Here is a 21,166-nt window from a genome sequence, read left to right on the forward strand (position 1 = left end):
CCTACCCGGGTCCTGCAAAGATCGGTCATGAAGGAGGGGATCCCCGTGTCGCCTGGTGAGTTGGTCCGCGCGCTGCGTCGGCGCTGGTACGTCCTGGTCGTGGCGGTGCTGGTCGCGGCCGCCGGCGCGGCGGCGGTGCTGCGGCCCGAACCGGTCTACCTCAGCTCGGCGATCGTGGTGCTCAAACCGCCGGTGACCAGCACGCAGCCGAACCAGCTCGCGAACCTCCAACCGCCGCTCGCCGCCGTCTCGTACGGGGTGGTGCAGCAGCTCGGCTCGCCCGCCGGAGCGGCCGAGCTCAAGGCCGCGGGTGTCACCGGCACCTACCGGATGACACCGCGCAACAGCGGTACCAGCGTCACCCCGCGCCACCTGATCCCCTCGCTGCAGATCCAGGTGGAGCACTCCGACCCCGCGACGGCCGACGCCTCCGTACGGAAGATCATCGAGGCCTACACCCGGCACCTGACCGACCTCCAGACGCAGCAGGGCATCCCGGCCGGGGCACGGATGAGCGTGGACCTCCTGGTGCAGCCGCACGCGGTCGCGCGGACCGGCGACCGGGTGCGTGCCCTGGCCGGAGTGGCCCTGCTGGCCGTGGTCGGCGGCATGGCTGCGGCGCTGTGGACCGACCGGCTCCTGACACGCCGGAACCGGCGCCGGCGCGAGAGCGCCGACGCCGGTCCGCAGGACCCGCCGGAAGAAGCGGTGGAGACGGTGGAGAAGGGGCATCAGATTCCTCGGCGCTTCCAGGACCGCCACCACAGCCACTCGCGCCCCCGGTCGGCGACGGCCGACAGCACCAGCGGCTGGAGGTAGGGCATCACGCGCGGTCCGATCCGCCGGCGTCTGCGCAGCGCCCGGTACTCGGCCAGCGACGTGTAGCCGCCGGGCAGGCACTCGGCGGCGAACTCCACGAGCTCGTCGACCGGTACCACCGCCGTGCGTCCCCGGTCGTACGCCCGGTAGGCGCGCCGCAGCGCGTACCGGGCGAGCCGGGTGCGCGCCGCCAGCGCCAGCCGGTCGGAACCGGGCAGCAGGCCGGCGCACTTGTCGAGCACCGAGTCGAAGGCGACCAGGCGCTGGCGCAGGTCGTCGAGCTGTCCGCCGAAGTCCGTGGTGGACATGTTGTTGCCGTGGACCCGGTAGAAGGCCTGGTCGGCCCCCCGGACGTAGCCCACGTCGGCATGGGCGGCGAGCCGCATCCACATCTCGATGTCCCCGGCGTGCGGCAGCTCGGGATCGTAGCCGCCGACCTTGCGCTGGAGGCTGGTGCGGACGACCACCTCGGGTGAGGTGATGCATCCGGTGCCCTCCCGGAACCGCCGCTCCAGCCACCACTGCCCGGGATAGACGACCGACCCCGTGCTGTGGGTGCGGGCCGCGGGCAGCGGGCCGCCGTGCTGGAACCGCAGCGGCCGGCCGTAGGCGAAACCGGCCTCCGGATGCGCGTCGAGCAGGGCGGCGGCCCGCACCAGCGCCCCGGGCACCAGCCGGTCGTCGGCCGAGAGCAGGGCGACGTAGTCCCCGTCGGCCCACTCCAGCAGGCCCTCGTTGTAGGTGGCGATGTGGCCCCGATTCTGCTCGTGTACCCGGACCTCGATCCGCGGGTCGGCGGCCGCCAGGGCGCGCGCGACCTCCGCCGAGTCGTCGGGGGACGCGTCGTCGATGATCAGCACCCGGACGTCGACGCCCTCCTGCTCGTCCAGGACGCTCTTGACGCAGTCCGCGAGGAAGTGGCCGTACTTGTAGCAGGGGATCACCACGCTGACCGTGCTCACCGGCCGGTCACCTCCGTGGAGCCGTCCGACTGGATGCCGTTCGGCAGGGTGGTGCTGAAGATCGGACCGACCCAGTAGTTCACCGAGCCGAAGGTGTTCGTGGGGAACGTGGTGGTCGCGCCGTACTTGTAGAGGCCGTTGGCGCCGCCCGATCCGTCGGCCGGTGCGACCAGCGGGTAGGAGCGGTGCGCTCCGGTGAAGTAGCCGCCGTCCACGGAGTAGTTGCCGTTGGGCGCGTGGTAGGAGGCCACGTACGAGGTGCCGGCGGTGACGGGCACCGGGGTGGCGAACTTGAGCTGCTGCCAGCCGGTCAGGGTCTCGCTGCCGAAGGTTCCGGTGGCGAGCAGGGTGCCGTCGGCGGCCCAGAGGCTGCCGGTGTGGGTACCGGTGTTGCCGGGGCCCTTGTAGAAGGTGACACCGGTGATGTAGCCGTTCGCCGCGGACTGGAAGCGGGTGCCCAGCTCCACGGAGTTGGCGTCGCCCCCCACGTTGGCGGTGGTCGGCGTGGCGGTGTTCGGCCAGAGGGTGCAGGGGCAGTTCGCCGTGGGCGGGTTGGGACTGGTGGTGAAGTTCCACGTGACCGGTGCGGCCATCGCATTGCCCCACAGGTCGCCGGCCTGGACCGACAGGGTGTAGGTCGAGTTCAGTGCGAGCTCGCTGGAAGGCGTGAAGGTCGCGCTGTTGGCCGCGCCCATCACCTTCGTACCCGGGATGTTGGCTCCCCCGGAGTCCTTCAGGGTGAACACCAGGGTGTCGGAGTCGATGGCCGTGGAGAAGGTCGCCGACGCCGAGGTCGTGATCTGTGTGCCGGTCGCCGCGGACTGCGGGGAGGTGGAGGTGACGGTGGGCGGTGTGGTGCTCGCGGCCGAGGTGTCCAGGACCGCGTCGACCCAGTAGTTGCTGCCGCTCGCAGCCGTGTTCGGGAAGCCGCCCGTCGCGCTGTAGCGGTAGACGCCGTTGCCGCCGTCGGTACCGCTCTTGAGCGCGGTGAGCGGGGCGAGACCCGCGGAGCCGGAGGCGAAGGTGTTGTCGAAGGAGTACCCGCCGTGCGGCGCGAAGTAGGAGGCGATGTAGGTGGTGTTCGCCTTCACCGGTACCGGAGTGGCGAAGTTCAGCTGCTGCCAGCCCGAGGCCGTCTCGTTGGTGAACGTGCCCGTGGCCAGGCGCTGACCGGTGGAGCTCCACAGGCTGCCTGTGTGCGTGCCCGTGTTGGCCGGGGACTTGTAGAAACGGACCCCCGTGATCGAACCGGCCGCCGTGGTGCGGATCTTCACGCCGAGCTCCACCGAGCTGCCGTCACCCGCGTTGACGGTCCCCGGTACCGCGGCCGCGGGCCAGACGGTGCAGGGGCACTGCTGGGGGCCGACGGTCAGCGGCACCGTCGTGACGGCGCCGATGTTGACGCTGTCGTCCACCGCGCGGACCTTGATCTGCACGGGGCCGGGAGCGGTCGGCGTCCAGGTGTAGCTCCAGCTCCCGACGCCGGTGGTCGCCTTCCAGGTGGTTCCGCCGTCCGTGGAGACCTCCACGCGGGCCACCACGCCGCCACCGCTGTCGGCCGCCGTGCCGGTGACGGTCACGGGCCGCAGGGCCGGGACGGTGGCGCCGGACGCGGGGCTCGTCACGGTGACGGTCGGCCCGGTGGTGTCGGTGGACGCGGTGGCCGGGACCAGGTTGCCCTGCAGGCTCTTGGGCTGCACCCCCATGTCCGCGAAGACGTTGACGGTGGCCTGCTGCATCCGCTTGTCCTCGGTGACCACCATGTCGTCCGGGTTGCCCGTCGGCATGTTGGTCAGGCCCCACGACCACTGCACCGTGCCCGTGCCGAAGACCAGCGCGTGCGAGGTCTGGTCGCGGAAGGCGACCAGGCTGTGCGTCGCGGTGCCGTTTCCGTAGGTGTTGCCGTAGTCCAGCCGGTACTTGCCGTCCTCGATGTCCACGGTGGTGGAGGACATCTTGATCTGCCCCGGCGGCCGCGCCGCGTCCTCGATGTCGGAGTCCCACTCGTAGCCGAGCGTTCCGGTCGGGAAGGTCGCGGTCTGCGAGGGGCTCAGGTTCGCGACCGTGGTGTTGCGCCACAGCCGCATCTTGGCGAACGCGCCCGGCACGGTGATCGCGTCCGCCCGGTAGCCGTTGACCGTGAACAGTGTTCCGGTCAGCTGGTTCTGGGGCTGGTACGGACGCCCGTTGGTGGCGCTGGCCGGGTCCATGAAGGTGCCCGTCCAGGTGCCGCTCGGGTCGGGAACGCCGTTGGGCACCGGGAAGGACAGCTTGGTCTCCTTGTAGCAGACCAGCGTCCGGTCGGCCGTGGCGGCGCCGTCGATGCTCGGTGCCAGCCGGGTCTTCCAGAAGATCTCGTTCCCGGCGAAGTACGTCTGGTGCTGACCGGCGCGCCGGGCGTTCAGGGCATGGGTGAACTGCTCCTGCGTCCAGTACTCGTCGTGCCCCGAGGACATGAACACCTTGTGGTTCTGCATCAGGGAGGCGCCGCGCACCGACATGTCGATCCCGGACATGTAGCTGACGTCGTAGCCGTTGCGCTCCAGCCACGAGATCATCTGGTACTCGGATCCGTAGATCCCGTTCTCCCCGCCGATGTCCATCGGCCGGTTGTAACTCACCTCGTACGCACGGCCGTCCGGTGCGGGACCGCCGCCGTCGTAGAGGTCCTGGCCGCCGTAGTTGTTGTACGCCTGCCAGGTCTGGTCGCTCGTCTGCACCAGGATGTCGGAGTGGCTGGAGTCGTTGCGGACGACGAACGGGTACGGCATCAGGCCGTTGCCGTCCGCCTGGTCGAAGTTGGCGATGTACAGGCCGGAGACGGCGTCGGACGGCACGCTCCACGTCGCCGTCACGGGCCAGTTGCCGCAGTCGACCAGACCGGTCGACGCCTTGGTCGTGCAGCTCTTCGGGTTGCCGCCCTGGGCGTAGTTGGCCGGGTAGGTCTGGGCGGCCTGGGCCTGCGTCGACAGCAGCCGGGCGCCGTTGCCCCCGTAGTGGCCCAGTCGGTAGACCGAGACGCGGTAGGGGGAGGGGGACTGGACCTTGAACTGCACGGTGTCGCCGGCCTGGACGCTCATCTGGGCGCTGAAGCCCTTGATGTCGCCCCACGCGCTGGGCGCGAACCAGTTCGACATGGGCGTGCCCGGCTTGGAGTTCTCGCAGACGACCGCGTTCGACGTCGGACCGCAGGGGTCGGCGGCACCGGCGACCGAGGCCGGTGAGAGAACCGTGGCCACCAGGGTGGCGACCACGGTGAAAAGACCGTACCGAAACCGGAGCAGCCTTCTCCGCTTGTTCATCTGTACCTCATTAGTTTGCGTGAACCGGGAGGCGTCAGCGCAGGGCGCCGCTGAGCGCGTCCACGACCCGCTGCTGCTGGGCGGCCGTGATCTGCGGGAAGAGGGGGAGGGAGAGCATCCGGTCCGCGGCCCCTTCGGCGTGCGGGAAGGCGCCGCGGCCGTACCCGAGGTGGGCGAAGGCCGGGGTGAGGTGGACCGGCGCCGGATAGTGCACGCCCGCTCCGATGCCCTCCGCGTTGAGCTTGCCGACGACGGCGTCGCGGTCCGCTCCGGCGACCCGTACGACGTACAGGTGCCACACGTGGACGTTGCCCGCCGCCGTGACCGGCAGGGTGACCCGGCCGGCCGCCGCGAGCTCGCCGAGCAGGCCGTCGTAGCGGGCGGCCGCGGCCCGGCGGGCCACGTTCCCCTCCGCCAGCCGGGCCAGCTTCGCCCGCAGGACCACGGCCTGCAGCCCGTCCAGGCGGCTGTTGAACCCGGCCACGTCGTGCCGGTACTTGGCGACACCGCCGTGGTTGGCCAGGGCCCGGACCAGGTCCGCGCTCTCCTCGTCGTCGGTCACCACCGCGCCCGCGTCGCCGTAGGCGCCCAGGTTCTTGCCCGGGTAGAAGCTGGTCGCGGCGATCCCGCCGCTGCCGGGGGAGCGGCCGTCGCGGGTCGCGCCCTGGCTCTGCGCGGCGTCCTCGACGATCCGTACGTGCGCCGGCAGCTGCGCGGTCAGCTCCGCGGTCGCGGCGCATTGCCCGTACAGGTGGACCGGGACCACCGCGCGGGTGGCCTTCCCGACCGCGTCCAGCGCGGCCCGCGGGTCCATCAGCAGCGTGTCGGGGAGGCAGTCGACCAGGACCGGCCGGGCGCCGATGCGGGCGACGGCGCCCGCGGTGGCGATGAAGGTGTTGGCGGGCAGCACCACCTCGTCGCCGACGCCCACCCCGCTCGCCCGCAGGGCCAGTTCGAGGGCGTCGGTGCCGTTGGCGACGCCCACGCAGTGCCCGACCCCGGCGAAGTCGGCGTACTCGCGCTCGAACGCGCGGACCTCCTCACCGCCGATGAAGGCGGTGTTCGCGAGGACACGATCGAATCCGGCCCGTAATTCCCCGGCGACCTCGGCGTGCGCCGCCTTCAGGTCCACGAGCGGTATCTGGTTCATGCGACTGGGCTCTCCATCCGTGTCCCCGGCCACCGGCCGGTCATCTCCCCATCGGTCCGCAGCTCGTCGAGCGCCGGAGCGTCCGCCGCGCGCAGCCGGCGGGCCGGGCTCCCGGCCCACACCTCGCCGGGCGGCACATCGGCCAGGACCGTGCTTCCCATACCGGTCAGCGACCAGGCGCCGACCGTCGTGTACTCGCGGACCAGCGAGCCCGCACCCACATAGGCCCCCCGGCCCAGCCGCACCCCGCCGCCGAGGCGCACCCCCGAGGCGAGCGTGGCGAAGTCCCCGACCGCGTCGTCGTGGGTGAGGACCACCTGCGGCATCACCGCCACGTGCGACCCCACCCGGACGGCGGCGGTCAGCACGCAGTGCGCGAGCAGCACCGAGCCCGCGCCGAGCATCGAGGACGCCGACACCACCGCCGTGGGGTGGACCACGGTCGCGTAGCGGTTCACGGGCAGCCCCAGACGCCGCACCACGCGGGCGCGCACGGCGTAGTCGCGCGGGCTGCCCACGCAGACCACCACCCGGGCGGCCCACAGCTCGTGCACCCGCTCGCTGCCGCCCAGCACCGGCACCCCGTCCACGACCCGGCCCTCCAGGGCCGGGTCGTCGTCGAGGTGCCCGACGAGCCGCCACCGCGGCGGGAGGCCCCGTGCCACGTCGGCGGCGGCGACGTCCCGGACCGCCTGGGCGGTCTCCCGGGCGAACCCGCCCGCACCGACGATCAGCAGGTCCTCGGTGCCCCGCGGCCCGTTCATCCGCCGGCCTGTTCCCGCAGCACCGTCACCACCCGGTCCTGCTGGTCGTGCGTCATGGTGTGGAACAGCGGCAGGATCAGCGAATCGCGGCTGATGCGCTCGGTGACCGGCAACGGCGCCGCCCCGTGACCCGCGTACGCCGGCTCCAGGTGCGAGGCCATGATCCCGCGCCGGGCCGAGATCCCCGCCTCGGAGAGCACCGCGAGCAGCTCGTCCCGGCCGACCGGGAAGTCGTCGGCCAGCAGCACCCAGTACGACTGGAAGTTGCCCTGGCCGTGACCGGGGTCCCGGACCGGGGTGAGCCCGGGCACGCCGCGCAGCAGCTGCGCGTAACGGGCGGCGAGCGACCGGCGCCGGGCCACGATCTCGTCCAGCTTGCCGAGCTGCACCAGGCCGACCGCGGCCTGGATGTCGGTCATCCGGTAGTTGTAGCCGACCTCCAGATAGCTCTCGACGATCGGCTTGCTGCTCGCGTGGCGCTGCGCGGCGGACACGTTCATCCCGTGCTCGCGCAGCCGCCGCAGCCGCTCGGCCCACTGCGCATCGTCCGTGGTCAGCATTCCGCCCTCGCCGGTGGTGATCACCTTGCGGGGGTGGAAGGACCAGGCGGCGAGCAGCGCGCCGTGGCCGACGGACTTGCCGCCGACCGTCGCGCCGATGCCGCAGGCGGCGTCCTCCACCAGGGCGACGTCCCAGTCGGCGCAGGCCGCGCGCAGCGCGTGCACGTCCGCCGGCACCCCGCCCTGGTGGACGGCGAGCACCGCCTTCGTGCAGGGCGTGCGGACCGCGTCCACGGTGGCCGGGGTGAGGTTGCCGGTGGCCTCCTCGACGTCCGCGAACACCGGTTGCGCGCCCACGTAGCGGACCGCGTTGGCCGTGGCGATGAAGGACAGGGAGGGAACGACCACCTCGTCGCCCGGGCCCAGGTCCAGCGCGATGAGGGCCAGGTGCAGTGCGGTGGTGCACGAACTCACCGCGATGCCGTGCTCGGCGCCCACCCGCTCCGCGAAGGCCCGCTCGAACTCGGCGACCCGCGGGCCCTGCGCCACCCAGCCGGAGAGCACCGCGTCGGCGGCGGCCCTCGCCTCCTCCTCGCCCAGCCACGGCACCATGACCGGGACGCGGGCGGGCGGTACGGGATCCTGCGCGCTCATCGGCCGGCCTCCCCGGCCGCGGTGTCCGCCGCGGCCGTCGCCGTCGGGGCCGGGGCGTCGGCGGCGCGCTCGGCCCGCCACCAGTCCACCAGGTCCCGCAGCCCGCTGCGCAGGTCGATCCCGGCGGTGAAGCCGAGTCGCTCCGCGGCCCGCGCGGTGTCCGCGAGCCGGCGGGTCACGCCGTTCACGGCGCGGGCCGGGCCGTGCTCCGGCACCAGGCCCTCCGCGCCCATCGCCTCCAGCAGGCCGTTCGCCAGCTCCAGGAGGCTGGTCTCGGTCCCGCTCGCGATGTTGAACACCTCGTCGGTCAGGTCCGATTCGGCGGCCAGCAGGTTGGCGCGCGCGATGTCGCGCACGTCGACGAAGTCCATGGTCTGGAGGCCGTCGCCGAGGATCAGCGGCGGCTCGCCCGAGGCGATGCGCTCCATCCACCGGATCAGCACCTCGGTGTAGAGCCCGTGGATGTCCATCCGCGGCCCGTACACGTTGAAGTAGCGCAGGGCGACGTAGTCCAGCCCGTACATGGAGTGGAAGCTGCGCAGCATCCCCTCGTTGAAGGCCTTCGCGGCGCCGTAGAAGGTGTCGTTGTTGTACGGGTGGTGGCGCTCGGTCGTCGGGAACTGCTCGGCCAGTCCGTAGACCGAGGCCGAGGACGAGGCGATCACCTTGCCCACGCCGGCGGCGGCCGCCGACTCCAGCACGTTGAACGTGCCGTCCACCATCACCTCGTTCGCCAGCCGCGGCTCCTCCGCGCACTGGGTGATCCGGATGGCCGCCAGGTGGAACACCAGCTCGGCGCCCTCCGTCACCTTGCGCACCGCGGCCAGGTCGCGGATGTCCCCCTCGACGACCTCCACCACACCGCTCGGCAGGGCGCGGGCCAGGTTGGCCGTCCGCCCCCGGACGAAGTTGTCGAGCACCACGACCTCGCGTGCCCCGTTGTCCACCAGCAGGTCCACCAGGTGCGAGCCGATGGTGCCCGCTCCGCCGGTGACCAGAATCCTCTTGCCTCGTACGCTGCTCAACGCACTGCCCCCACTGAGTCGTTCATAGTCTTTCGTGTCACGGATCCGCGAACGGTCAGCGTCCGGTGCGCAGTCCGACGACCGCGCCCTTGAACTCCAGGCTCCGGGAGGCCGCTTCCAGGATGTCCAGCACCTTCAGGCCCGCCCGGCCGTCGGTCAGGGCCGGCCGCCCCGCGCCGATCGCCGCGGCGAACTCCTCCACCATGCTGCGCAGCGCCTCCTTCTCCCCGATCGCGGGCGCCACCATGTCGCCGGTCCGGTAGGAGACGAGCATGTCGCGGCGCTCGTCCGCGCCGATCTCCTGCGGGGCGCTCAGCTCCACGCCGCGGTCGAACACCGCCACCCGCTGGGAGGGGTTGAGGTCGTCCCACACCAGGGTGCGCTTGGACCCGCCGACCATGGTGGTGCGCACCTTCGTCGGGGACAGCCAGTTGACGTGCACGTGGGCGATGGCGCCGGTGCTCAGCTGGAGCGTCAGGTAGGCCACGCAGGACTGCCCGGCCCCGATCGGATCGGCTCCGTGCGCGGCGACGGCGACGGGCTGGACGTGGTCCGGGAGGATGAAGTCGAGGACCGAAAGGTCGTGGGGGGCCAGGTCCCACAGGACGTCGACGTCCTTCTGGACGAGCCCGAGGTTGATCCGTACCGAGTCGACGAAATGGATCTCGCCGAGTTCGCCGGAGCGGACCATCTCCCGGATGCGGCCCACCGCCGGGGTGTAGCAGTACGTGTGGTCGCACATCAGCGTGAGGCCGCGTTCCTCGGCCTCGTCGACCAGCCGCAGCCCGTCCTCGTAGGTGGCGGCGAGGGGCTTCTCCACCAGGACGTGCTTGCCGGCGCGCAGGGCGGCCAGTGCGACGTCCAGGTGGGTTCCGGCAGGGGTGGCCACGGCGACCGCGTCGACCTCCGGATCGGCGAGGACCGCCGCGTAGTCCGAGGTCGCCTGGACGGTGGAGTAGCCGCCGAGCACCTGCCGGGCCCGGTCGACGTTCAGATCACAGAGCCAGCGCAGCCGGAACTGCGGACTGGACTGGAAGTTGCGGACGAGATTGGGGCCCCAGTAGCCCGCACCGACCACGGCGACGCCTAACGGCTCCGCCCGCCCGGCGGCCTTCGAGCCGCCGTCCTTCACAGTGTTGGGCTTCACAGCGTTCCCCTTCCTTCCGCGCACGCCGACCGGCGTGCCGACCGGCGTGCCGACAACTCATGGCCGGGGGCGCGTGGGATGGATGGGAAAGCCGTCGAGGGCAGGCCGGACGCCTGCGCGACCCGTGCATGACCTGCTCAACGGTGATGGCCCCCCACAACCGATGCCTTGCGTGATTCCGCGTACTACCCCCCGGCCGGCTGCATGTTCCCCCAAACAGCCGAACCCGTACCTCCTGCCGAAACCGCTCGGCGCCGCTCAATCTAGTCCACCGGGCGTACCCCCGGGCAGAGTTGACGGAATCGCCTGGAGCGGGTGTTCGACCGTGCATACTGCCCGGGTGACCAGCATCGTGATACCGGCCCACAACGAGGGCCGGGTCATCGGCCGGCTCCTCGACGCACTCCTGGCCGACGTCGACACCGGCACCGACACACCGGCGGACGGGCCCGACATCGTCGTGGTGTGCAACGGCTGTACGGACGACACCGCCCGGGTGGCGGGCGCGCGCGGCCCCCGCGTACGGGTGGTCGAGATCCCGACTCCCTCCAAACACACGGCACTCCGGGTCGGGGACGAGCACGCGCGGGGCTTCCCCCGTCTCTACGTGGACGCCGACGTCGTCGTGGGGGCGGCCGACGTACGGGCCCTGACGGGCGCGCTCGCCGGAAGTCCGGACCTGCTCGCCGCCGCCCCCGGCCGTGACGTCCCGCTGGCCGGCTGCGCCTGGCCGGTCCGGGCGTACTACCGGGTGTGGCAGCGGCTGCCGGCCGTCCGCGAGGGCCTGTTCGGCCGGGGGGTCATCGCGGTGACCGAGCCGGGGCACGCGCGGATCGCCGCGCTGCCCCCGCTGATGGCCGACGACCTGGCCGCGTCCCTCGCCTTCGGGCCGGGGGAGCGACGCGTGGTCGAGGCGGCCCGGGTCGTCGTGCACCCCCCGCGCACCTGGTCCGACCTCGTCCGGCGGCGGATCCGCGCGGCGACCTCCTCCGCCGAGTTCGAGCGCTTCCAGGCCTCGCAGCGGTCCGGCGCGGCCGCGCCGTCGGCCCGTACGGGCACGGCCGACCTGCGCGCCCTCCTGCGGGCCCAGCCGCGGCTGCTCCCCGGGGTGGTGGTCTTCGTCCTGGCCGCGCTCGCCGCCCGCCGGGGGTCCCGCAAGGCCATCCGGAACCAGGACTTCTCCACCTGGCTACGGGACGAGAGCAGCCGGCAGGGGTGACCTCGGCGACCGGGGGCGTGCGGCCGAATCGGTCCGTACGCCCCACTGTTGGCCCGTACAAGCACTAGGGTTTCATCCGCACGTTCGAGTGACTCAGACCGTCGGCACCGGGAGCGCCAGCGCATGTACCTCGCGGACCGCTCCGCGCCCTCGCCCGCGGACGCGCAAGCCCCGGCGGACCCGGGATCGTTACGGACGCCCGCCGTCACCTCGGCCGTCCTCGCCCTGGGCACGGTCAGCCTGATCACCGACGTCTCCTCCGAGATGGTCACCGCCGTCCTGCCCCTGTACCTGATCGCCGGGCTGGGCCTGAGCCCGCTCGGTTTCGGCGCGCTCGACGGCCTCTACAACGGAGTCAGCGCCCTGGTGCAGCTGACCGGCGGCCACCTCGCCGACCGCATCCGCAACCACAAGCTGATCGCCGGCATCGGCTACGGACTGTCCGCCCTGTGCAAACCGCTGCTGCTGCTCGCCCACAGCCTCGGCCCGATCAGCGTGGTCCTCGCGCTGGAACGCACCGGCAAGGGCCTGCGCACCGCCCCGCGCGACGCCATGATCTCCCTCTCCACACCGGCCGGGTCACAAGGCCGCGCCTTCGGCGTGCACCGGGCCATGGACACCACCGGGGCGCTGCTCGGCCCGCTCGCCGCCTTCCTCGTCCTGAGCGTGGCGGTCGACGGGTACGACGCCGTCTTCGGCGTCAGCGCGTGCGTCGCGGTGCTCGGCGTCGTGGTGCTCGTGCTGTTCGTCCCGTCCAGCGGCGGCGAGGCGGTCCCGCCCCGGCCGGCCGGCGGCGGTGGCCCGGCGCGCCCGGACCCCGTACGGCTGTGCGACGCGATGGCCCTGCTGCGACTGCCCCGGCTGCGCGCCCTGGCCCTCTGCGCCGTCCTGCTGGGCCTCACCACGGTCAGCGACGCCTTCGTCTACCTGCTCCTGCAGCGCCGCACCGGCATCGGCGAGCAGTGGTTCCCGCTCCTGCCGCTGGGCACCGCCGCCGTGTTCCTGCTGCTGGCCGTCCCCGCCGGTGCCCTCGCCGACCGGATCGGCCGGCGCACCGTGTTCCTGACCGGGCACGCCCTCCTGCTGGCCGGGTACGGGCTGTTGCTGTGGGCCCCCGACTGGCCGCCGCTGCCCTACCTCGTCCTCGCGCTGCACGGCATGTTCTACGCCGCCACCGACGGCGTGCTGCCCGCGGCCGTCGCCGCCACCGTCCCCGGGCGGCTGCGCGCCACCGGTCTGGCCCTGGTCGGCACCGGCCAGGCGCTGGCCCGCTTCGGCTGTTCGCTGGCCTTCGGCGCGGCGTGGAGCCTCTGGGGCACCGGCCCGGCGCTCGCCGCCGCCGCGGCCGGACTGCTGTGCTGCGCGGCCGTCGCCGGCTTCGTCCTGCGTCCGGCGGCCCCCGCAGACACCCCCGTCCTCCCCGACCCGACCCGAAGCCCGTGAGGCCCCCCGTATGACGCTGTCGTTGTCACGCCGCCTGCTCGTCCTCGCGGTGGCGGTGCTGCTGCTCGCAGGCCTCGCCGCCGCGCTGGTGGTGCGCGCCGCCGACCGCGCCGACCGGCCCCGTACGGGCGGCCCGGAGGCCGCCGCGGGCGGCGTCACGCTCACCCGGCAGGGCGCACTGGCCTTCCTCAACAGCGGACAGGGCCCCCACAGCGGAGCCCTCGCCTCGGTCCCGGCCGATGCGCCCCGGTCCGCGCGCACCGCCTCCGGCCTCGGCTGCCGGCGCTTCTACGCCGCAGCGGGAACCGGGCTGTGCCTGCGCTCCTCGCCGGGCGCACTCGCCCAGGACAACAAGGCCCTGATCGTCGACGCCGACCTGCGCACGGTGCGCAGCCTCCCCCTGGCGGGCACTCCCAGCCGTGCCCGCGTCTCGCCCAGCGGCCGGTTCGCCGCCTGGACCGTCTTCGTCTCCGGCGAGTCCTACGGCTCCGCGTTCTTCTCCACGCGCACCGCGATCCTGGACACCCGTACCGGGAAGCTCGAATCCAGTCTGGAGGAGTTCGCCGTCTCCATGGACGGCCGGGACTACCGCGCCCAGGACGTGAACTTCTGGGGCGTCACCCTCTCCAAGGACGACGACACCTTCTACGCCACGCTCGCCACCGCCGGCCAGACCCATCTGATCAGGGGATCGATCTCCCGGCGCACCGTCACCACCCTCGCGCAGAACGTCGAATGCCCGTCCCTGTCGCCGGACGAGACCCGCATCGCGTACAAGAAGCGGGTGCGGGCCGGAGCCTCGCTGTGGCGCGAACACGTGATGGACCTGGGCACGCTCCGGGAGCATGCGCTCGCCGAGAAGCGCAGCGTGGACGACCAGGCCGCCTGGCTCGACGACCGGACCCTCGTCTACGCCCTGCCCGCCGACGGGGCCGCCGACAGCACCGACCTGTGGACCGTGCCCGCCGACGGCACCGGCGCCCCCAAGCTGCTGACCCCGGGCGCCTCCTCCCCGTCCCGCCTGGGCTGACGGACCCGCGTACGGGCGTGTCGCCTCACGCCGGTCGGGCCTGGTCCACGAAGGCCCTCACCCGGTCGACGAGCGGGGCGGGGTCCCGGATCCACCCGTAGTGCCGGCTGCCCCGCACGCCGTCGCCGAGGACCAGCTCCCAGTGCGTCACCCGTGCGCTCGTGAGCTTGTCGCTGAGTCCCCGCACCCCTCCGGGCGGGGCCATGCCGTCGCCCTTGACGGTCACCGCGAGCACCGGCAGGTCCAGCTCGGCCAGCCAGGGCTCGAAGTCCACGGGGGAGGAAGGCACGTGGTAGCGGCCCGTCCGGACCTGGGTGGCCATGTCCCGCAGGATCTGCGCCGAGTCGTTCCCCAGCACGCCGATGCGCCGGCCGGGGAAGTACCCGTACGCCGAGGAGAACGCGGCCGCGAGCTGGAACCCCGCGAGCATCCCGAGGCTCTGCGGGAACGGCCAGCCGCGGTAGTGGCAGGAGGGTGCGCCCACCAGGACCGCACCCGAGGCCATGTGCGGCTCCTGACTGAGGTACAGCGTGCCGAGCTGCCCGCCGAGGCTGTGCCCCAGGAGGTGGCGCGGCGCCTCGGGGAAGGCGGCTGCGACGGCCCGGAACAGCGCGGGGCAGTCGTGCGTCACCATCTCGTGGTAGCCGTAGCGCACCCCGCGCCGCACGCGTACGGAGCTCGTCCCCTGCCCCCGCAGCTCGCCGAGGGCCACCTGGAACCCGGCCCGGGCGAGGGCCTCCGCCAGGGGGGTGTAGGAGACGGCCCTGGTGCCCATGGCGGGCATGCACACCAGCACGGCGGCCGAGGGCTCGTCGGGCCTGCGGTACAGGCGGACCTCGGTCGTGGCGCCGTCACCGGCGTACACGGTCTGTGCGGTCACCTCGGTGGACGGAATCACGGGCCTCCCTCGCTCGTGGCCGGCCTGCGCATGAAAATGATGCGTCCAGCATTCTCGGCCCCGGTCACCTCACGAGCGCGGACGGCGCGGAATACCCGTTTATTCGATCCGCTCGAGCGAATTGCAGCAGAGAACAAAAGTCAAGACGGATATGGGGTACCGGGCAGTAACGGCCCAAACCTTAGGCCGGACCGCGTGACACGGTCAACTCATTGTCGAGCGGAAATGACCGCTTGCGGGGAAGGAATCCCGCCAGTTTGGCGCGGTACCTTCCCGGAGAGCGGCTCCGGCGGGGTTCGACGGGGCAGGCGTGGGCAGGCGTCGGTCATGACCCTCGAGCATCCTGCAGAGAAAGGCCCGGACGGGCGGCTCGGCCGCTTCGAGAGGCTGGCGGAACTGGCCTCCAATTTCACCAGTTCCCCCGTCTTCTCCGTGCTGTGCGTCCTGTTGGTGGCCGGCTTCGTCGTGGTCCACCTGGCCGGCCTGGACATGGCCTGGCAGCTCCTGGCGGGCGATGCGATGGCCGCGGTCTCCCTGCTGCTCCTCGCCCTCCTCAAGAATTCCGAGCGACGGGCGGAACACGCGATCCAGCAGAAGCTCGACGCCATCGCCGCCGCCCTCCTGGAGCAGCAGGAAGGCGAGTGGGGCCAGGCGCACGAGGACCTGCAGGAGGCGATCGGCATCGAGGACCGCCGGTAGGGAACCCCGGTGGCGCACACCCGCGGCGCACCGGCCCGTGTGCCACCCCCTACGGCCGAGCGGCCGTCGGAAACGGCGCTTTCGAGTGACATCCCCGCGCAGCTTCGGCCGCGGGCGCCCCCGCGTCCTCGACCATCTCAGGCGGCCGGTCATGTTCCGGACACGCACGGCCGGTCGGGCCGGGCACCGCCGTACCGCGGCTCCGGGCCGCCGCTGGGAGATCACGTGTACGTCCTGCTCGTCGCGAGCGCGTTCAACAGCCTCACGCAGCGAGTCCACGCCGAGCTGCGCGACCACGGCCACCACGTCGCGGTCGAACTCGCCCTGCCCGACACCCCCCTGGCCGAAGCCGTACGCGGCCACCGGCCCGACCTCGTGCTCGCGCCGATGCTGCGCACGGCCCTCCCCGAGGAGGTGTGGTCCGCCCACACCTGCCTGATCGTCCACCCCGGACCCGTCGGCGACCGCGGCCCCTCCTCCCTCGACCGCGCGATCCAGGACCGGGAGACCCGATGGGGGGTCACGGTCCTGCAGGCCAACGCGGAGATGGACGCAGGCGACGTCTGGGCGAGCGTCGAGTGCCCGGTACCGCCGGTCGGCAAGAGCGACCTCTACCGCGGCGAGATCGCCGACGCGGCCCTGGAGGCCGTCCTCCTCGCGGTGGAGCGCTTCGCCTCCGGCACCTACGTCCCGCACCCGCAGACCGGCGGCCGGGCCCGGCCGCTCCTGCGCCAGGAGGAGCGCCGGATCGACTGGGAGGCGGACGGCACCGAGCAGGTCCTGCGCGCGCTGCGCGCCGCCGACTCGCAGCCCGGCGTACGGGACGACCTGCTCGGCGGCGAGTGGTTCCTGCACGGAGGACACCGCGAGGAACGGTTGCGCGGCCGCCCCGGCGAGCTGCTGGCCACCCGGGCGGGCGCGGTCTGCCGGGCCACCGTCGACGGCGCCGTCTGGATCCCGGAACTGCGCGCCCGCCGCCGGCCGGGCGGTCCGGCCGAACCCAAACTGCCCGCGACGGTGGCCCTGGCGGACCGGCTGCCCCCGCTGCCCGAGGTGCCCGCGCCCCCGGACGCCGGCCCGCACCGCCGCACCTGGTCCGACATCGGCTACCACGAGGAAGGGCAGGCCGGCTTCCTGGCGTTCTCCTTCCCCGGCGGCGCGATGAGCACCGCGCACTGCCGGCGGCTGCTCGACGCGTACCGGACCGCCTGCACCCGCCCCACCTCCGTGCTGGTCCTGGGCGGCGGCCGCGACTTCTTCTCCAACGGCATCCACCTGGGCGTCATCGAGGCCGCCGCCGACCCGGCCGAGGAGTCCTGGGCCAACATCAACGCCATGGACGACCTCGTCGAGGCGGTGCTGACCACCACCGACCGGCTCGTGGTCAGCGCGCTGGGCGGCAATGCCGCCGCCGGCGGGGCCGTGCTCGCCCTCGCGGCCGACGAGGTCTGGTGCCGCTCGGGGGTCGTCCTGAACCCGCACTACGGCCTGATGGGGCTGTACGGCTCCGAGTACTGGACGTACACCCTGCCGCGCCGCGTCGGCCCCGGCCTCGCGGAGCGCCTCACCGCCGAGGCCCTGCCGCTGAGCGCCGCCGCGGCGCAGCGGGTGGGCCTGGTCGACCGTACGGTGTCCTGCGCGCCCCAGGAGTTCACCGGCGAGACGGAACGGCTCGCTGCCCGCCTCGCCGCCCTGCCCGCCACCACGGCCCGGATCGCCGCCAAGAAGGCGGCCCGCGACCACGACGAGGCGGTCCGGCCGCTGGCCGCCTACCGCGAGGCCGAGCTGGTGCGGATGCGGCGGACCTTCTTCGACCCGGACGCCCCCTACCACGCCCTGCGCCGCGCCTTCGTGCGCAAGGAGCGCGCGGTCACCACCCCGCCCCACCTCACCCGTGCCACGACGGGCCGGGCTCCCGTGGCCGCCGTCGCGCCGCAGGCGGCCCCGCAGGCCGCCGACCCGCACGTCACCGCTCCGCCCGCCGCCGCGCGCCGCGCGGCCGTCCGGCCGCGCGGTGTCACTGGACTGGCCGCACCTGACGCGGCGCCCGGACCCGACTGCTGTTAGCAAGAAGGGTGAGGACGAGACAGGCCGCCTCTCCACACCCCCTTCCCCGACCCCCTCCCCGAGGAGGCATCCCATGGCCGCAGTGACGAAGGACCCGGTGGAAGACCCGCCGATCCACATCCTCTGGATCAACGCGGGCCTGAGCTGCGACGGCGACTCCGTGTCCTTGACGGCCGCGATGCAGCCGAGCATCGAGGAGATCGTGACCGGCGTGCTGCCCGGTCTGCCCAAGATCGCCGTGCACTGGCCGCTGATCGACTTCGAATGCGGACCGGTCGGCGGCTCCGACACGTTCATCGAGTGGTTCTTCAAGGGCGAGCGGGGCGAGATCGATCCGTTCGTCCTGGTCGTCGAGGGGTCCATCCCCAACGAGAAGATCAAGCCCGAGGGCTACTGGTGCGGCTTCGGCGACGACCCGGAGACCGGACAGCCCATCACCACCAGCGAGTGGATCGACCGGCTGGCCCCCAAGGCCCTCGCGGTCGTCGCCATCGGCACCTGTGCCACGTACGGCGGCATCCACGCCATGGAGGGCAACCCGACGGGCGCCATGGGCGTGCCCGACTACCTGGGCTGGGACTGGACCTCGAAGGCCGGCATCCCGATCGTGTGCGTGCCGGGCTGCCCGATCCAGCCGGACAACTTCTCGGAGACCCTGACCTACCTGCTCTACCAGGCGGCCGGCTCGGCCCCGATGATCCCGCTCGACGACAAGCTGCGCCCCACCTGGCTGTTCGGCGCCACCGTCCACGAGGGCTGCGACCGCGCCGGTTACTACGAGCAGGGCCAGTTCGCACAGACCTACGACTCGCCCAAGTGCCTGGTCAAGCTCGGCTGCTGGGGCCCCGTCGTCAAGTGCAACGTCCCCAAGCGCGGCTGGATGAACGGCATCGGCGGCTGCCCCAACGTCGGCGGCATCTGCATCGCCTGCACGATGCCCGGCTTCCCGGACAAGTTCATGCCGTTCATGGACGAGCCCCCCGGCGCCAAGGTCTCCACGAAGGCCAGCGGCGCGTACGGCGCCCTGGTCCGCAAGCTCCGGGCGGTCACCGCCCACACCGTGGACGAGGAACCGAAATGGAGGCACGGCGGCCGCAGCCTGACCACGGGCTACCGCCCGCCCTGGTGACGGCGCGGCTCCTCCCGCTCCCCGCAGCGCAAGCGCACCCGCAGCAAATCCCGTTTCCGCACCGAAGAAGGGTCACGGCAGACACGATGGCACCGAACACGAAGGCGGCCGGCGACGGCAGCGGCCTGGTGGAGATGGCCTGGGATCCGATCACCCGGATCGTGGGCAGTCTCGGCATCCACACGAAGATCGACTTCAAGCAGAAGCGGGTGGCGGAGTGCTACAGCACCTCGTCGGTCTTCCGCGGCTACAGCGTCTTCATGCGCGGCAAGGACCCCCGCGACGCGCATTTCATCACCAGCCGCATCTGCGGGATCTGCGGTGACAACCACGCCACCTGCTCGGTGTACACGCAGAACATGGCCTACGGGGTGAAGCCGCCCCACCTCGCCGAGTGGATCATCAACCTCGGCGAGTCGGCGGAGTACATGTTCGACCACAACATCTTCCAGGAGAACCTGGTCGGGGTCGACTACTGCGAGAAGATGGTCCGCGAGACCAACCCCGGTGTCCTCGAGCTGGCCGAGCGCACGCCGTCCCCGCACGCCGGGGAACACGGCTACAAGACCATCGCCGACATCATGCGCTCCCTCAACCCCATCGAGGGCGAGTTCTACCGCGAGGCCCTCCAGGTCAGCCGCTACACGCGCGAGATGTTCTGCCTGATGGAGGGGCGCCACGTGCACCCCTCCACGCTCTACCCGGGCGGCGTCGGCACCATCGCCTCCGTCCAGCTCTTCACGGACTACATGAGCCGCCTCATGCGGTACTGCGAGTTCATGAAGAAGGTCGTCCCCCTCCACGACGACCTCTTCGACTTCTTCTACGAGGCCCTGCCCGGGTACGAGGAGGTCGGCCGCCGGCGCGTCCTGCTCGGCTGCTGGGGCGCCCTCAACGACCCCGAGTACTGCGACTTCACGTACGCCAACATGACCGACTGGGGACGGAAGATGTTCGTCACCCCGGGCGTGATCGTGGACGGAAAGCTGGTCACCAACGACCTCACCCAGATCAACCTCGGCATCCGCATCCTGCTCGGCAGCTCGTACTACGACGACTGGCAGGGCCAGGAGCAGTTCGTCACCCACGACCCGCTGGGCAACCCGGTCGACCCCCGCCACCCGTGGAACCAGCACACCATCCCCGCCCCCCAGAAGCGGAACTTCGACGACAAGTACAGCTGGGTGATGTCGCCCCGCTGGTTCGACGGCAAGGACCACCTCGCGCTCGACACCGGCGGCGGCCCCATCGCCCGCCTGTGGTCCACCGCCCTGTCCGGACTGGTCCACACCGACTACGTGCAGGCCACCGGGCACAGCGTCGTCATCACCCTGCCGCGCACGATGACCAAGCCCGAGACCCGCTTCGAGTGGAAGATCCCGAAGTGGAGCAACGCGCTGGAGCGCAACCGCGCCCGCACCTACTTCCAGGCGTACGCGGCCGCCATCGCCCTGCACTGCGCCGAGAAGGGCCTCGCCGAGGTGCGCGCGGGACGCACGCAGACCTGGGAGAAGTTCGAGGTGCCGGACGAGTCCATCGGAGTGGGCTTCACCGAGGCCGTACGGGGCGTCCTCTCGCACCACATGGTGATCCGCGACGGCAAGATCGCCAACTACCACCCGTACCCGCCGACGCCCTGGAACGCCAGCGTCCGCGACAGCTACGGCACCCCGGGACCGTACGAGGACGCCGTGCAGAACACGCCGATCTTCGAGGAGAACAGCCCGGAGAACTTCAAGGGCATCGACATCATGCGCGCGGTGCGCAGCTTCGACCCCTGCCTGCCCTGCGGCGTCCACATGTACGTCGGCGGCGGCAAGACGGTGAAGACCATGCACGTGCCCACCGGCCTGAGCGGACTGGGCGGATGAGCGCGGTGCTCGATGCCGCCCGGGCGGGGCGCAGGGTCGAGGAGGTGCTCGACGGGATCGCCGCCACGGGCGACCGTGCGGCGTGCGCTGCCGCCGAGGAACTGGTGCGCGTCCTCATGGACTTCTACGGCGCCGGACTCGCCCGGATCGTCGAGGGGCTGGGCCACGGCCCGCTCGACGCGGTGCTCGACGACGAACTCGTGGCGAGCCTGCTCTCCCTGCACGGCCTGCACCCCGAGGACGCGCGCACCCGGATCGCGCGCGCCCTGGACGCGGTGGACGACCCGGTGGAGCTGGTCGGCTTCGACGAGACCACCGGCGTCCTGCGGCTCCGCCCCGGGGCCGCGACCGGCGGCTGCGGCTGCGGCAGCGGCGGCCAGGACGGCGCCCGGCGGACCCTGGAGGACACCCTCGCCTGCTTCGCGCCCGAGGTGACGAGCGTGGAGATGGAACCCGCCGCGGCACCGCCGCCCCCCCTCCTCCAGAT

General features: G+C 72.4%; 17 protein-coding genes. 9 read left to right on the top strand and 8 right to left on the bottom strand.

The window, feature by feature from the left end:
* The first annotated feature begins 45 nt into the window (after positions 1 to 45).
* Positions 46 to 819 (top strand): hypothetical protein, encoded by a 774-nt coding sequence (locus tag PV721_RS10530; protein ID WP_319722648.1) that lies wholly within the window; start codon positions 46 to 48, stop codon positions 817 to 819.
* Here PV721_RS10530 and PV721_RS10535 read toward each other — a convergent pair.
* Genes PV721_RS10535 through PV721_RS10565 form a run of 7 tightly spaced genes read right to left on the bottom strand, consistent with a single transcriptional unit; the run spans position 732 to position 10,323 of the window.
* Positions 732 to 1,781 carry a glycosyltransferase gene (locus PV721_RS10535; protein WP_319722650.1) on the bottom strand — a complete coding sequence of 350 codons (1,050 nt, stop codon included), beginning with the start codon at positions 1,779 to 1,781 and terminating at the stop codon, positions 732 to 734. The two genes, PV721_RS10530 and PV721_RS10535, sit on opposite strands and share 88 nt — an antisense overlap.
* Entirely contained in the window at positions 1,778 to 5,083 is a 3,306-nt protein-coding gene (locus tag PV721_RS10540) for a DUF4082 domain-containing protein (RefSeq protein WP_319722652.1), read from the bottom strand. Before PV721_RS10540 ends, PV721_RS10535 begins: the two co-directional genes overlap by 4 nt.
* A 34-nt stretch (positions 5,084 to 5,117) precedes the next feature.
* A complete protein-coding gene (locus PV721_RS10545) occupies positions 5,118 to 6,233 on the bottom strand; it encodes a DegT/DnrJ/EryC1/StrS family aminotransferase (protein ID WP_319722653.1) in 1,116 nt (371 codons plus the stop codon).
* The gene (locus PV721_RS10550; protein WP_319722654.1) at positions 6,230 to 6,997 is read right to left on the bottom strand and encodes a NeuD/PglB/VioB family sugar acetyltransferase; all 768 of its coding nucleotides are present in this window, start codon (positions 6,995 to 6,997) and stop codon (positions 6,230 to 6,232) included. Before PV721_RS10550 ends, PV721_RS10545 begins: the two co-directional genes overlap by 4 nt.
* On the bottom strand, positions 6,994 to 8,151 hold the full coding sequence (locus PV721_RS10555; protein ID WP_319722655.1) for a DegT/DnrJ/EryC1/StrS family aminotransferase: 1,158 nt from the start codon (positions 8,149 to 8,151) through the stop codon (positions 6,994 to 6,996). The genes PV721_RS10550 and PV721_RS10555 overlap by 4 nt, the downstream gene beginning before the upstream one ends.
* Positions 8,148 to 9,176, bottom strand: coding sequence for an NAD-dependent epimerase/dehydratase family protein (locus tag PV721_RS10560; RefSeq protein WP_319722656.1), 1,029 nt, complete (start codon positions 9,174 to 9,176; stop codon positions 8,148 to 8,150). Before PV721_RS10560 ends, PV721_RS10555 begins: the two co-directional genes overlap by 4 nt.
* A gap of 55 nt (positions 9,177 to 9,231) precedes the next feature.
* Positions 9,232 to 10,323 carry a Gfo/Idh/MocA family oxidoreductase gene (locus PV721_RS10565; RefSeq protein ID WP_319722658.1) on the bottom strand — a complete coding sequence of 364 codons (1,092 nt, stop codon included), beginning with the start codon at positions 10,321 to 10,323 and terminating at the stop codon, positions 9,232 to 9,234.
* Positions 10,324 to 10,663: 340 nt separating this feature from the next.
* Between PV721_RS10565 and PV721_RS10570 the strand changes: the two genes are divergently transcribed.
* The 3 genes from PV721_RS10570 to PV721_RS10580 all read left to right on the top strand — a co-directional run bounded on the left by PV721_RS10570 (position 10,664) and on the right by PV721_RS10580 (position 14,015).
* Positions 10,664 to 11,542: a glycosyltransferase gene (locus PV721_RS10570; protein WP_319722660.1), complete on the top strand. Its 879-nt coding sequence runs from the start codon at positions 10,664 to 10,666 to the stop codon at positions 11,540 to 11,542.
* A 123-nt stretch (positions 11,543 to 11,665) separates the two neighbouring features.
* The gene (locus PV721_RS10575; protein WP_319722662.1) at positions 11,666 to 12,985 is read left to right on the top strand and encodes an MFS transporter; all 1,320 of its coding nucleotides are present in this window, start codon (positions 11,666 to 11,668) and stop codon (positions 12,983 to 12,985) included.
* 16 nt (positions 12,986 to 13,001) lie between these two features.
* Positions 13,002 to 14,015, top strand: a complete 1,014-nt coding sequence (locus tag PV721_RS10580) for a TolB-like translocation protein (RefSeq protein ID WP_319722676.1) — start codon at positions 13,002 to 13,004, stop codon at positions 14,013 to 14,015.
* Between the two features lie 25 nt (positions 14,016 to 14,040).
* On the opposite strand, the gene PV721_RS10585 is transcribed toward PV721_RS10580, so the two are convergent.
* Positions 14,041 to 14,913 carry an alpha/beta fold hydrolase gene (locus tag PV721_RS10585; protein WP_319722664.1) on the bottom strand — a complete coding sequence of 291 codons (873 nt, stop codon included), beginning with the start codon at positions 14,911 to 14,913 and terminating at the stop codon, positions 14,041 to 14,043.
* 327 nt (positions 14,914 to 15,240) lie between these two features.
* Here PV721_RS10585 and PV721_RS10590 point away from each other — a divergent pair, with 327 nt between their 5' ends.
* The 5 genes from PV721_RS10590 to PV721_RS10610 all read left to right on the top strand — a co-directional run.
* Positions 15,241 to 15,612, top strand: a complete 372-nt coding sequence (locus PV721_RS10590) for a low affinity iron permease family protein (protein ID WP_319722666.1) — start codon at positions 15,241 to 15,243, stop codon at positions 15,610 to 15,612.
* Positions 15,613 to 15,837: 225 nt separating this feature from the next.
* Complete coding sequence (locus PV721_RS10595) at positions 15,838 to 17,679, top strand: hydrogenase maturation protein (protein ID WP_319722668.1); 1,842 nt, start codon at positions 15,838 to 15,840, stop codon at positions 17,677 to 17,679.
* A gap of 73 nt (positions 17,680 to 17,752) precedes the next feature.
* Positions 17,753 to 18,808: a hydrogenase expression protein HypE gene (locus PV721_RS10600; RefSeq protein WP_319722670.1), complete on the top strand. Its 1,056-nt coding sequence runs from the start codon at positions 17,753 to 17,755 to the stop codon at positions 18,806 to 18,808.
* Between the two features lie 86 nt (positions 18,809 to 18,894).
* The gene (locus PV721_RS10605; RefSeq protein ID WP_319722672.1) at positions 18,895 to 20,679 is read left to right on the top strand and encodes a nickel-dependent hydrogenase large subunit; all 1,785 of its coding nucleotides are present in this window, start codon (positions 18,895 to 18,897) and stop codon (positions 20,677 to 20,679) included.
* A partial coding sequence (locus PV721_RS10610) for a hypothetical protein (protein WP_319722674.1) occupies positions 20,676 to 21,166 on the top strand: 491 nt, incomplete at its 3' end. The genes PV721_RS10605 and PV721_RS10610, both read left to right, overlap by 4 nt.

Origin of the sequence: Streptomyces sp. MB09-01 (assembly GCF_033794505.1) — a bacterium.
In the GTDB taxonomy this organism is placed as follows: domain Bacteria; phylum Actinomycetota; class Actinomycetes; order Streptomycetales; family Streptomycetaceae; genus Streptomyces.

Excerpts from the sequence above, each read along its gene's own strand:
- PV721_RS10540 (WP_319722652.1), bottom strand. The coding sequence starts at position 5,083 with ATGAACAAGCGGAGAAGGCTGCTCCGGTTTCGGTACGGTCTTTTCACC.
- PV721_RS10545 (WP_319722653.1), bottom strand. The coding sequence starts at position 6,233 with ATGAACCAGATACCGCTCGTGGACCTGAAGGCGGCGCACGCCGAGGTC.
- PV721_RS10550 (WP_319722654.1), bottom strand. The coding sequence starts at position 6,997 with ATGAACGGGCCGCGGGGCACCGAGGACCTGCTGATCGTCGGTGCGGGC.
- PV721_RS10555 (WP_319722655.1), bottom strand. The coding sequence starts at position 8,151 with ATGAGCGCGCAGGATCCCGTACCGCCCGCCCGCGTCCCGGTCATGGTG.
- PV721_RS10575 (WP_319722662.1), top strand. The coding sequence starts at position 11,666 with ATGTACCTCGCGGACCGCTCCGCGCCCTCGCCCGCGGACGCGCAAGCC.
- PV721_RS10590 (WP_319722666.1), top strand. The coding sequence starts at position 15,241 with ATGACCCTCGAGCATCCTGCAGAGAAAGGCCCGGACGGGCGGCTCGGC.
- PV721_RS10600 (WP_319722670.1), top strand. The coding sequence starts at position 17,753 with ATGGCCGCAGTGACGAAGGACCCGGTGGAAGACCCGCCGATCCACATC.
- PV721_RS10605 (WP_319722672.1), top strand. The coding sequence starts at position 18,895 with ATGGCACCGAACACGAAGGCGGCCGGCGACGGCAGCGGCCTGGTGGAG.